The sequence below is a fragment of the Ruminococcus sp. XPD3002 genome, assembly GCA_900119535.1.
Taxonomy (GTDB): domain Bacteria; phylum Bacillota; class Clostridia; order Oscillospirales; family Ruminococcaceae; genus Ruminococcus; species Ruminococcus flavefaciens_H.
In genome coordinates this window covers 72,761-85,928 of the sequence record FPJT01000012.1, presented here as the reverse complement: position 1 = coordinate 85,928, position 13,168 = coordinate 72,761, and the positions used below count along the sequence as shown (strand labels likewise).

Here is a 13,168-nt window from a genome sequence, read left to right as displayed (position 1 = left end):
TTCAGAAGAAGAAATGAAAGCAAATTTGCAAGGAACATATTATTATTCCTATTATCTTGGAAATGAATCACATTTTCTTGAAGTTAAAGAAGATTTCTTAATAGATTTTTTAAAAGTAGGAGAATCGGGTTCAAAAAAAGAAATACACAAAATAACAAAATGGAATTATAGAACAGGAAGCTTTATTACTGAAACAGGCGGAAAATATATAGTTAATGATGAAGGAGATTTTAAATATAATAAAACACTATTTACCAATATAAAGAAGACTTTATTCAATAAAGACTATGTAAGACTTATACCTTATTCTTCGCCTACGAGTTATGACTATTAAACGAAACAATCTGTTTTAGAAATAATAATTGATAATGTGAATTCAGATTCAAACTATTCGTATTGTACTGCACTATCAAAAACGTAGGGAAAAAAGTGTCAAATATATAAAAGTTGAAGGTGATTTTAAAGATAAAAACGAAAAAATAATAAACACTGACTGGACTTATGTTGCATATCATACTGGTTTAGTTCCTGAAGGAACTGTTAGATTTGAATTAAAAGTAAACAAAAATGATTGTATTGAAACGTGTTCAGTATCTGCTTACGGCTACGATGAATAAAGAAATCATTAACCGAGATACTTACAATAAAATTAAAAAGATGAACTATGAGGAGCTTATAAAAAACATTCTAAATCTTTCGGCGGTTCTCTCTCTGATCAGAAGTGCATGACACTCGCTAAGATTAGCAGAAATACTTATTATAAATATAAAAAAGAGATTGAGGCTGAATAATAATGTTTAGTCTCATAAGATCGATAAAACGATAATCTGCCTTACATAATTCGTTATAATATTAAAAGGTAAAAACATTACTATTGTATAGTAATGAAAAAATTATAATAAAAAGGATGTTGATAACCATGAAAATCAAGAAATTATTAGCCACCATATCAGTTGTCTCGTTGACGCTATCTGCAACTATAGGTTATTTCCCTTCATTTTCAGATAATAATATTCCTCGAATAAATGCAAAAAGTATTTCACCATCATTTATTGAAACTAAGATCCCAAGCATTAATTTTGTAAAAACGAACTCTGAGGGGGCGGAAATAACTGCAGACGGATGGGAGTATTACGAGGAAGATGACGAAATTGTAATCTGTGGATATTCTGGTACAGCATCAAAACTTGTTATTCCTGACGAAATAGAAGGGAAAAATATAAAAGCTATAGCAGACTATGCATTTTCTGAAAACAGAAAAATCACCTCAATTGAACTTAGTAATGTTTCAAAACTTGGTTATGGTTTTTTGACTGGTTGTGTAGGAATCAAAGAAATAACCATTCCTAAAACAGTTACCGAAGCTTGGAATGCTTTAGAAGATAGTAACGTTGAAACAGTTACATTTGAAGAAGATATCGCAAATATTCCCGATTACATATGCTGTAATGCAAGCAGCGTTAAATCTGTAATAATTCCTGAAAAAGAAGATACACTTGATGGATATGTTATAGGTGATGGCGCTTTCTCAGGTACTTCAATTACTGAAATTACAATTCCTGACAGCATCACAGAAATCAGAAACAGGGCATTTGAAAACTGTGCATTACTTAAAAAAATTAGTATTCCTGATAATGTTACATTGATCGGTGAATACTGTTTTAGTGGATGTAAACGATTAACAGAACTTTCATTCGGACAATCCATTTCAAAACTTGGTTATGGTTTTTTGACTGGTTGTGTAGGAATCAAAGAAATAACCCTTCCTAAAACAGTTACCGAAGCTTGGAATGCTTTAGAAGATAGTAGCATCGAAACTATTATTGTTGAATCAGGATTAGAAATAATTCCTGAGTATCTTGCTACTAACTGTACAACCCTAAAAGCGATACATCTTCCTGATTCTGTTTCTGAAATTGGAGATTATGCTTTTGCTAACTGTAATAATCTTTACAGAATTAATTCTAATAGAAAGACGTTTAACTTCTCTGCTCATTCATTTGAAGGCTGTGATAATCTTGATGACACAAGATTCAGCATTCTTGATTCAGCAAACACATACCTTATCGCAAATTCTGATCAGGCAATTGTTAATGGAACTGTAAATTATACTCTTAAGTACAAGCTCATGCCTTCTGTAGCTAAAAGTGCTAATAATTATGAAATACACCTTGATATTCCAGAAGGATTAACACTTATGATTGACACCATTCAAAGTAAGAATCTTGTTTTGGACACCGACGGAATTGAAAACGGTGTTATTTCAGTTAATTCACCCGAAGGAGAACTACGTTTCAGTGTGAGAATAACAGAAGTAGGAGACTATCAGGTTTATGCTGCCTTAACCTTTGATTATAATAATTCGTGGTGGGAGCAGCCAATCGGAAGACTTAATGTTGACTGTCCCGATATCACTTGCTATTCACAGGAAAAAACTAATAGTTTTGATATTACTGTTCACGGTTTAGCAAATAAAGGTAGCGAAGTTGAGATATACGTTGATGACAAGCAGGTTAAAAAAGTTACTTCAAATAACTATACCGGCAAATATTCAACTTCAATTACTCTTCCAAGCAAAAAATCTGGCGAATCATATTCAATTTACGCAAAATGTAATGATATTTCAAGTGACAAACAAAATATAGTTTACGAAGAAAATCAACCTGCTATTAAATCAATAACTCTTATTTATAATGGCGATAAGAGAGAAGATATCACAAAAATTTTCACTGAAGGTGTATCTCCTGTTTTTACCTTATCATCAACATATTATCAGTTTGAAATAGAAGCAGATCATAATGATCAAATTTCGCAAATATTCGTTACAAGCAAAAAAGGTAATATTACAAAATATTTGGAAGCTAAATGGGATGCAAAGAAACAACTTTGGATTACAGACGGCTATTTTGATCCTGATAACACCAACTACATAATGGGAGCACTTAATGTCAAAATAATTAAAGCAGAAGAAATAAAAATCGATACTAATAATCAAGATGATGAATTATACATTTCAGATGAAATAAAAAACAACAGTACAATCAACATAATTGAAAATAATGAAACAGAAACAATATATTCAGTAGAATTATCTAATGGATTAGATAAATTAGATTTAAATGTTTATTCTGGAATATCAGAAGAAATATACATCGATAATCGTAAGGTTACAGCTAATGAAATAGCTGAAAATCCAATGGATTATGGCTTTGATAATACAGCATATATTGCTGAAGAAGATGGGGTTAAATATAAGTATTATACAAGAATAGATGGAGTTAGAGAAGAATCTAACGGACAATTTAAAGCGGCAGCATTCACTAATCCCAAATATAGTAATTACACATTAGGAAGTATGTCTGTCCTCAAAGTTTCCGACTCATCAAATAGTAAAAAAACAGCACAAGTATACAATTTAGGGTATGATTCCTTAGAAGTATTTGTGGGTGGATATGATGTTTTAAAACCGTTTGACTATTTGCTGCAAGCTAACGATTTAAAAAATGCATGGTCAGATTATATAAGAAGAATAGATAATCTTGATTCTAAAGAATTAAAGGCCAAAGCTGCAGTAATAGTCTGGGCGAAAACTGTAAACACTCTCGCTTGGAATTTTATTGAAATACCAGTATTTAATGAAATTGCAAGTTATGCTATAGATAAGTTGTTAGATACTTTGGAATTATATTTGGATGACGAAATTGATGAATATTATAAACGAAATGGATATCCACGTTCCATACTTGATCCCAGTGGCTATGTATATGAAGCAATAGATTCTAATAGAATCAAAGATGCAAAGCTGACTATCTATTATAAAGATCCAGAAACTGACGAAACGGTACTTTGGAATGCAGAAGATTATGATCAAAAAAGTACACTTTATTCAGAATCGGACGGCAGCTATGCGTGGGATGTACCTGAAGGTTTATGGAAAGTCGTTTGCGAAAAAGATGGATATGAAACTATTGAAAGTGAATGGCTGACAGTTCCGCCTATTCAAACCGGCGTTAATTTTGCACTTATTAATAAAGACGCACCAGAAATTATATCTGCCGAAATGAACAATGGCAACATTATAGTTGAATTATCAAAATATATAGATATATCATCTGTAACCAATAAGTCAATCATAATTGACAGATTTGAAGGCGAATATACAATATCGCCTCAACTTGTCAACGAAAAGGACAAATATACTGATACATTTATTATTTCAGGTGAGTTTACAAATCAAATTAAAAGTGTGACAATTACTGATAAGATTGTAAGCTATGCAGGTACAGCAGCAATAAAATCAACCGTTTCTGTTAAAGATTCCAGTAGTAATTTAGGAGACGTTAATGGAGATGGAAAAATTGATGCAACCGATGCAACGCTCGTTCTCGTTAACTATTCACTGCTGTCAACAGGCGAGCCTATACAGCTCACGGAAGCTCAGCAGAAAGCAGCAGACATAAACGAAGATAGCAAGATAGATGCTTCGGATGCAACTCTGATTCTTCAGTACTATTCATACCTATCTACAGGCGGATCCTTAAATTTTAAAGCATACATGAATCACTGAAATTAATACTGTATTGATAATTATTTCAATAATACAAACTATAAAGCCTCTCCTTCATCGGAGAGGTTTTATGAATATTCCTGATGCCAGTTATAAACGTAAATTAAATATAATCCATTCTTATTCTCTGTATGCGTTAAAAAATAGCATTAAATAAAGACATATACACCACTTTCATAAAAAGCTCCCTGACAGATTTAATCTGAAAGGGAGCCTTTTTCTACATTGATACAAATATCAACGGCTTTATTTTATAAATGATTTGAAATCCATATCTCCACCTGTAGAGAGATACGAATAGTACTGAAGAATCAGAGTTGCATCCGAAGCATCTATTTTCCCGTCGCCGTTGACGTCTGCAGATTTCTGTTGAGCTTCCGTAAGCTGTATCGGTTCTCCAGTTGACAGCAGTGAGTAGTTAACGAGAACGAGCGTTGCATCGTTTGCATCTATTTTCCCATCACCGTTAAGGTCTCCAGACTCTGCTTCAAGTTTTTCTGGTGTTGTAGATGAAGCTATCGGTAAAGTCGTTTCAAGTGCGGTCGATGAATTATCAATAGTTGTCACCGGTTGAGATGATATTCCTGAAGGTTCCGCAGTTGTAGTTTTGGACTCAATTGTTTTTGAAGATATTGTAGTAGTGGCAAGTTTATTCACTGTGGTAGTAGTTGTGGTTACAGAAATTGTTGTTGTAACAGGTTCGGTTGCAGAAACAGGTGCTTCTCCAAGAGATTCAAATCTATAGTATTTTTCAGCATAAGCTTGTGCTGTAGAGTCAGAATAGCCTTTTATTACACCATTGAGTATTTCTATAGTTGTTGGATAGTCGTATATTATACATTTGGGATTCAGTATGGTTACCGATTCAAGAGAATAACACTCATAAAACGCATAGCTTCCTATACTAGTAACAGAATCGGGAATAATCAATGACTTAAGAGAAGAACACTTAAAAAACACACGATTCTTAATGCTTAAAATGGAATTTGGAATAGTTATCGATTTGAGGTTAGTACACTCACTAAACGTACCCTCTCCAATGCTCGTGACAGAATCTGGAATACTAATTGATTCAAGAGAAGAACATCCTTCAAATGCACTTTCACCAATACTTGTAACTGTGTCAGGAACAATTATGGCTTCAAGAGAAGTACAACCAGAAAATGCTTTATTATTAATACTTGAAACAGAATCTGGTATGTTTATAGTTTCTAGAGAAGTACAGTTTTTAAATGCACTTTCTCCAATACTAGTTACAGAATCTGGAATAGCCATGGATAATAACGCATCACAACCGATAAAAGCTAGAGCACCAATACTCGTTACAGACTCTGGAATTATTACATCACCAGAACATTTTGTTCCGTCGATAAGAATGCCATTAACAACAAACAATGGAGTTTTATCAGTATTCTCATCAAGCCACTTTGTTCCATTAAATGCCATTTCTCCAATATTTATAACGGAATCTGGAATATTAATTGATTCAAGAGAAGAACATCCTTCAAATGCACTAGATCCTATACTTTTAACTGTATCAGGAACAATTAATGATTCAAGAGAAGTACAACCAGAAAATGCTTCATTATTAATACTTGAAACAGAATCTGGTATAATTATTGATTCAAGAGAAGTACAATCAGAAAAAGTATTCTCTTCAATGTTCGTTATAGAGTCAGGAATTAATATTGATTTGAGGGAAGAACAACCAGAAAACGCTTTATTATGAATTCTTATAACTGAATCAGGAATTGTTATTGATTCAAGAGATGAACAATTATTAAACGCACTTTTTCCGATGCTTGTAACTGAATCTGGGATGGTTATTGATTTGAGGTTAGAACAACCGGAAAATACATCATTGTCAATACTCGTCACAGAATCTGGAATAATTATTGTCTCAAGAGAAGTGCAATTTTCAAACGCACCACCTCTAGACGGTTCGACTGAACCTAAGCTTCCTTCAATTTTAGTGACAGAATCTGGAATAGTTATTGATTTAAGGTTATGACAGTCTTTAAAAGCACCATGGCCAATACTTGTAACGGAATCTGGAATAGTTATTTCTTTAAGGGATGAACAGCCAGAAAACACACCACCCCCAATACTTGTAACAGAATCTGGAATAGTTATTTCTTTAAGGGATGAACAGCCAGAAAACACACCATATTCAATACTTGTAACAGAATTTGGGATATTAGTTGATCCCAGGGAAGAACACCCTTTAAAAGCACTATCCCCAATACTTGTAACAGAATCTGGAATAGTTATTTCTTTAAGAGACTTACAATTACTGAATGCAGATGCTCCAATGTTTGTTAAGGAATTTGGAATAGTAATTGATTCAAGATAATAGCAATCAGAAAACGCACTCTTTCCAATACTTGTAACAGAATCTGGAATAGTAATTGATTTGAAGTTAGAATGAACAGAAAATGCATTATCACCAATGCTTGTAACAGAATCAGGAATAACTACATCACCTGAGCATTTTGTTCCGTCGATAAGTATGCCATTGACAACAATTAAAGGATTAGTTGCAGTTTTTTCTTTAAGCCAGTTTGTTTTATAAAACGCATATCCTCCGATGCTTGTAACAGAATCTGGAATAATTATTGAATTAAGAGAAGAACAACCAGAAAACGCATTAGCTCCAATGCTGGTAACTGAATCAGGAATAAGTATAGACTTAAGATAAGAACAGTTACTGAACGCAGATGATTCAATGCTTGTAATAGAATCAGGAATAGTTATTGAAGTAAGCGATTTACAATTACTGAACGCACCTTTTCCGATACTAGTAACGGAATCTGGAATAGTTAATACCTTAAGGGACGAACAGCTATTAAACGCATTCGCCTCGATACTAGTAACAGAATCTGGGATATTAGTTGATTCAAGTGAAGAACATCCTTCAAATGCACTTTCACCAATACTTGTAACTGAGTCGGGCATAGTTATTGATTTAATCAATGTACGATTTTTAAACGCACTATCACCAATACTTGTAACTGAATCAGGAATCGTTACATAAACTCCACATTTTGTTCCGTCAATAAGAATGCCATTGACCACAAACAACGGAGTTTTATTAGTATTAATATCAAGCCATTTTGTTCCATTGAATGCCATTTTTCCAATACTAGTAACGGAATTTGGAATAATTATTGATTCAAGGGAAGAACACCCTTCAAATGCACTATCACCAATACTTGTAACAGAATCTGGAATATATATTGATTCAAAGGAACACCCTGCAAATGCATCTTTTTCAATACTTGTAACTGAATCTGGAATAGTTATTGATTTAAGGTTATGACAAGAACTAAATACACCAAATTCAATACTCGTAACAGAAGCAGGAATATTTACTGATTCAAGAGAATAACAACCAGAAAACGCCCCATATCTAATACTTGTAACTGAATCTGGAATGGTTATTTCTTTAAGGGACGAACAGCTATTAAATGCATTCGCCCCAATACTTGTAACAGAATCTGGAATGGTTATTGATTTAAGAGAAGTACATTCTTTAAAAGCAGTTTCTCCGATGCTAGTAATACCATTGTTAATTATAACTGATTTTATTATATTGGCTTTAGACTTCAATGGTGAAACAGAGATAAGCAAATCATAATCATACATGTTTCCTGTACCACTGATGGTTAGAATTCCTTCACTGTCGATAGTATATGTGATGTTGTCACCAAGTTTTCCGCTGTTAACAGCGTCTGTCGCAACAGCCGTCAGCGAAAACTCAGACATTTCTGTTGCAAAGGGAGTAATTCCTCCGCAGACAACAGACAACGCAAGGAATGCCGCAATTAATTTATTAAATTTCATTTTTCATCCTCCTGTAGAGATTAATTGATAAAATAATTATACATCAAGTAATAGCTAAAATCAATGCACACATACCTATTTCTGCACCTTGCACAATCCAAGCACTTTTACGCTGTAAAAGATGCACAGGTAAAATATACAATCAGTTTTATCATGTTTAAATAATACAACATCCTAAAGAAGTGATCATTTCTCTTATTTGAAAAACTATATTTGGCGCTTCTTGCAATGGAAAAAAATCAGCTATTCCGTTCATTCCGAAATAGCTGTAAAACTAAGCTTATAATTTAATAGTTTCCTTAAATATAACCTATTTTTATTCTCTCTGTCAGTTTTTCAATAACCTTTGGTGGAGAAACAACTTTAACAGATGTACCAAATGATAAAAGATTATTGGCGATCTCAAACTGGTCAAAATCAAAGACATCTCTACCATCATTTGATGCTTAAATATCAGTACGATACCGATAACGTTATTTCTCTCCATAAAAACACCCTCCATTCAGTGCCAGCATCTCTTACTGATACCTTATCTTTAGCTTTCGTTCTTCTGTAACTATATAATACATCATTTTCAATCGAAAGTAAAAACAAAAAGTGTGGAACTTTTTTACTCTCCTTACAAAACTGTGTAAACAGCAGTTATTTAGCGATAAATAGCCAAATAAAGAAAACTCTCCGCTAAAGGAGAGTTTTTATTAAGATTTTTTTGTGCTATAATAGCACATTTTCTAACGTTTCGACAGCTATAACATGCTGTTCCTGAATCAAGTGAATATAAGTATCATATGTTACCCCAACTTCTGAATGGCCCAGAAGATCACTGACTGTTTTTACATCCACGCCCTTTGCAAATAATCTGCTTGCGAAAGTGTGTCTAAGACTATGAACTCCAACTCCTTCAAGACCGCTTTTTTTCAATATACATCTGAACATCCTGTCGATACTTCGCGGATGAATTCTTTTTCCCGTTTTTGTAGCAAATACATATTTAAATTTACCGTTTATTCCTCTAAGGCTGATCAATGCTTGCGTAGCCGCTTTATTTAGTGGAACGATTCGGCTTCCGCTTCTTGTCTTTGGATTCTGTTTTATGTACTTATACGACTTCCCCCTATTCTCATCTCTGTCTTTCACAAGAACAACGTTTTTCCTTATCTGAACTGTACCAGAATCAAAATTAATATCTGACCATTCCAGAGCAAGAGCCTCACCAATTCTCATCCCCGTATTAACAAGAAAAATTATAATTTCTCCCATTCTGTATATCCTGTTGCCATTTTTATAGCACCTAACAGCTTCACACTCGATTCTTTTCATTTCTTCATCCGAGAAAAATTTGATCTTATCATCAGAACCATTCATAAGCGCTTTTGGTATTGTACACCCTTCTGCCGCATTAAACGATACATCATGTCTCTTGACAGCATATTTCAAACAAGAATTAATACATTCATACGCCTTCTTTATAGTAGAATACGAATATTTACCCTTTAAATCGTTTATCATAAATTGAATATCTTCGGATTTTAAATCGGACAACCTGATTTTACCAATATATGGAAGGATCTGATACTGAATAGTTTGTTCCTTCCTATCAAAACTCGTTGGTTTCAATTCGTTGATTTTAACAGTATTCAGCCAATTCAATATATATTCCTCAATTGTTACAGCATCTTTAGAATCTTCTCTATCGCTTTTTAAACAGATTTTTATATTCATATTAATAACATGCTTATTGGGATCTGTATTAAAATCAGTAATTTCAGCTTTTTCTAAAATAACTCGTTCTACATTGTCATTATTAAGCAGTGATATTATATTTTCCGTATCAATTCCCCCTTCTTAAATATTCTATCATATTTTTTGAAAAAAGCAAGATATAATAATGCTTTATCATAAATATAACCATAGGCATAAAAAAACTCCCGAAAAAAATCGAGAGTTTTTTAGTGAAAGCAGTTGACAAACTAAAATAAAAGTGTTATAATAAATACCAATAAAATAAAAGCACCCCCACAAGGCATAGACAGTTTGGCGACTGACTACGCCTCGTAATCAGACAGATGCAGGAACATCTGAATGACTTAGTGAGAATGCTATTTCGTGTTGTGATGCAATGGTCATTTACATTACATTATAACATTTGTAATAGAGCTTGTCAAGCCTTTCAGTATGTCCTACCATGTCTGAAGGGCTTGATATTTTATTTGCATTAACCTTGATAATTGAATATCAAGATTTGAAGCGAGTTTACTTGCTGCTACCTTTACTCTTTTTCAATCCGTAACCAATCGAGGAGAGGATGAGTCGGGGGAACGAGCCACGATGTGAACCTGTTCAGCAAAGCTGAATAAACACTAATGTTTGCTAAGTCAAGGTTTCACGAGCCGTAAGCTGTAAGTAATGCGATAACATGATGTGAAATAGCGTAAATGTTATCGAGAGTAGACAGGAGCTGTCAAATCGCAATTTTTATTGTAATATAACAAGTACTCAGAACACAATTATTGCATTCTGAGTAGTTATTGTATTGGCAGGGGCAGAAGGACTTGAACCCTCGGCACGCGGTTTTGGAGACCGCTGCTCTACCAACTGAGCTATACCCCTATTTATGTTGTGAATCAGATTCGTAACTCACAACATAAAATATTATAACACAAACTCACGATGTTGTCAACCGTTCACAGAATATTTTTTTATTTTAACAAAAGTTTTTATTCTGTATAGAGGGTATTGATCCTTACAGCGTTGCAAGAATTGCCAATATCGCGGCAATATTCAAGTTCCTCGGGACGATTCTGATAGAATCTGAAAACAGCCTCGCCACCCTCATCGACAGAAAGCAGAGTTTCTATACGAAGCTTAGGGTATTCCTGAGCAATCCTTTTTTCAAACTCGTCCACAAAAAGGACAATATCCGAGAAATCCGTTTTGAACCAAAGCTGTTCATGGATCCTGAATTCGTTTGCACCTGCTTCAGCGCCTGTATAATCGCCGAACATATCCATAAGGGATGCAATAGTTCCCTCATCGTTCTGTCCCGTAAGGATACATCCGTGTTCATAGCTTATGCTTTTGAAGAGCTTCTTAATAGCGTGATTAACGTCGATCTTATGAAGCCTGCTTACGCTTGCATTTTTATGCTGATCGTACAGGCGATGCATTGACTCATTCATTTTCAACATAGTAAATCCTCCAATTTTTTACAAAAGCGGAGCGAACATATTAAGCAGGTCTCCCGATATTTTTTTAAACAGCGGTCTGTTTTTACAATCGTCAAGCGTTACAAGGTGTGAAACCCTGACCGTGTCATCGAAATCCTGCTTCATATCCCCGATCGCTGCGCATCCGTACATAATTGCAGCGGACTCGAAATGCAGATAGAAGCTTCTGTAATCGAGATTTATCGTACCGATAACAGCAGTTTTATCATCTGCAATACAGCCCTTTGCGTGGATAAAACCGGGGGTATATTCGTATACCTTCACTCCCGATCCTATCAGCTTAGGATAGTTGTTCCAAGCTATCATGTTAACATACCATTTGTCAGGAATATGCGGAGTTATTATTCTTACATCCACCCCCTTCTTTGCGGCAAAAACGAGCGCATTTTTCATTTCCTCGTCGAGGATAAGGTACGGAGTTGTTATATAAACATACTCTCTTGCGTTATTTATCAGCTCCATGTAAGCAAGCTTACCGACGGGTTCGTTATCCAGCGGAGAATCCGAGAAAGGCTGGATATAGCCGTCAAAGGGTACATCTGCAAAGCTGCTAACATCTGGGAAGTATTGCTGACAGTCGTCACCAGAACCACTGCGCACATCCCAAAGCTGTAAAAACATCACGGTGTAATTCCAGACCGCTTCGCCCTTTATCATAAGAGCAGTATCCTTCCAGTGACCGAAGCGTTCTTTTCTGTTGATATATTCATCTGCAAGGTTAGTACCGCCGTTGAAGGCGACATTACCGTCGATAACGATGATCTTTCTGTGGTCCCTGTTATTCTGAATCGAAGAGAGGAATGGCGTAAACGGATTGAACGCACGGCATTTAACACCGCTCTCTTCAAGTTCACGAAATGGAAGCGAATTGCTCCTCAGACCTGTACCGATACCGTCATAAAGGAGTCTTACATCAACGCCCTCTCTCGACTTGCGCATCAGCACTTCTGACACCTTATCGAGCATATACCCCTTTGAAATTATGAAATACTCCATAAAGATGAATTTTTCGGCTTTTTCGAGTTCTCTGAGCATAGCCTCGAACTGTATCTCGCCAAGGGGGAAATATTCCGCTGAACGGTTCCTGTATACGGGATAGAGTCCACTGTTATACACATAGCCCGAAAGGTTGGAATAGTCAGGGGAAGCTGTTTTTATTTCGTTTATAACGTCATTATCCTGAACAAGATGATTCTTGATGATCTTCTGATATTCCGCATCCTTAGCCTTCGGGAATTTCTGAGTCTGCTTGACATAGAGGTAAGCAACTCCGCCGAACAGAGGAAGGATACTTATAAGAACGATCCAAGCCATTTTGTAGGAATCAGGTTCGCTTTTATTCATGAGATAAACGACAAGAACAGCATCGAGTATTATCAGCATCAGATAGACAAGATAGAATCTTTCGCCGATAGAATACACAGCTATCAACAGAAAGACGATCTGGAACACCAGGAGGATGACTGACATAGCGTTACGTCCGAAAAGACGTCTCAGCAATTTGATTATCATTTTTTCACCTCACAGCACT

General features: G+C 35.0%; 6 protein-coding genes and 1 tRNA gene. 2 read left to right on the top strand and 5 right to left on the bottom strand.

Going from position 1 to position 13,168, the window contains the following annotated elements; genetic code table 11:
• The first annotated feature begins 13 nt into the window (after positions 1–13).
• Together BT127_RS11640 and BT127_RS11635 are read left to right on the top strand one after the other, a co-directional pair.
• A complete protein-coding gene (locus BT127_RS11640) occupies positions 14–334 on the top strand; it encodes a hypothetical protein (RefSeq protein ID WP_075425164.1) in 321 nt (106 codons plus the stop codon).
• Positions 335–919: 585 nt separating this feature from the next.
• Positions 920–4,567, top strand: coding sequence for a leucine-rich repeat protein (locus tag BT127_RS11635; protein ID WP_075425163.1), 3,648 nt, complete (start codon positions 920–922; stop codon positions 4,565–4,567).
• A gap of 246 nt (positions 4,568–4,813) precedes the next feature.
• On the opposite strand, the gene BT127_RS17210 is transcribed toward BT127_RS11635, so the two are convergent.
• The 5 genes from BT127_RS17210 to cls form a co-directional block, all read right to left on the bottom strand.
• Positions 4,814–8,410, bottom strand: a complete 3,597-nt coding sequence (locus BT127_RS17210) for a leucine-rich repeat protein (RefSeq protein ID WP_075425162.1) — start codon at positions 8,408–8,410, stop codon at positions 4,814–4,816.
• A 714-nt stretch (positions 8,411–9,124) separates the two neighbouring features.
• Positions 9,125–10,132: a tyrosine-type recombinase/integrase gene (locus BT127_RS11625; protein WP_075425161.1), complete on the bottom strand. Its 1,008-nt coding sequence runs from the start codon at positions 10,130–10,132 to the stop codon at positions 9,125–9,127.
• Positions 10,133–10,944: 812 nt separating this feature from the next.
• Positions 10,945–11,020 (bottom strand) — tRNA-Trp (locus BT127_RS11620).
• 107 nt (positions 11,021–11,127) lie between these two features.
• Positions 11,128–11,598 carry a PM0498 family protein gene (locus BT127_RS11615; RefSeq protein WP_075425160.1) on the bottom strand — a complete coding sequence of 157 codons (471 nt, stop codon included), beginning with the start codon at positions 11,596–11,598 and terminating at the stop codon, positions 11,128–11,130.
• An 18-nt stretch (positions 11,599–11,616) separates the two neighbouring features.
• The gene (cls, locus tag BT127_RS11610) at positions 11,617–13,149 is read right to left on the bottom strand and encodes a cardiolipin synthase (RefSeq protein WP_075425159.1); all 1,533 of its coding nucleotides are present in this window, start codon (positions 13,147–13,149) and stop codon (positions 11,617–11,619) included.
• Positions 13,150–13,168: the final 19 nt, after the last annotated feature.

Excerpts from the sequence above, each read along its gene's own strand:
- BT127_RS11640 (WP_075425164.1), top strand. The coding sequence starts at position 14 with ATGAAAGCAAATTTGCAAGGAACATATTATTATTCCTATTATCTTGGA.
- BT127_RS11635 (WP_075425163.1), top strand. The coding sequence starts at position 920 with ATGAAAATCAAGAAATTATTAGCCACCATATCAGTTGTCTCGTTGACG.
- BT127_RS17210 (WP_075425162.1), bottom strand. The coding sequence starts at position 8,410 with ATGAAATTTAATAAATTAATTGCGGCATTCCTTGCGTTGTCTGTTGTC.
- BT127_RS11625 (WP_075425161.1), bottom strand. The coding sequence starts at position 10,132 with ATGAATATAAAAATCTGTTTAAAAAGCGATAGAGAAGATTCTAAAGAT.
- BT127_RS11615 (WP_075425160.1), bottom strand. The coding sequence starts at position 11,598 with ATGTTGAAAATGAATGAGTCAATGCATCGCCTGTACGATCAGCATAAA.
- cls (WP_075425159.1), bottom strand. The coding sequence starts at position 13,149 with ATGATAATCAAATTGCTGAGACGTCTTTTCGGACGTAACGCTATGTCA.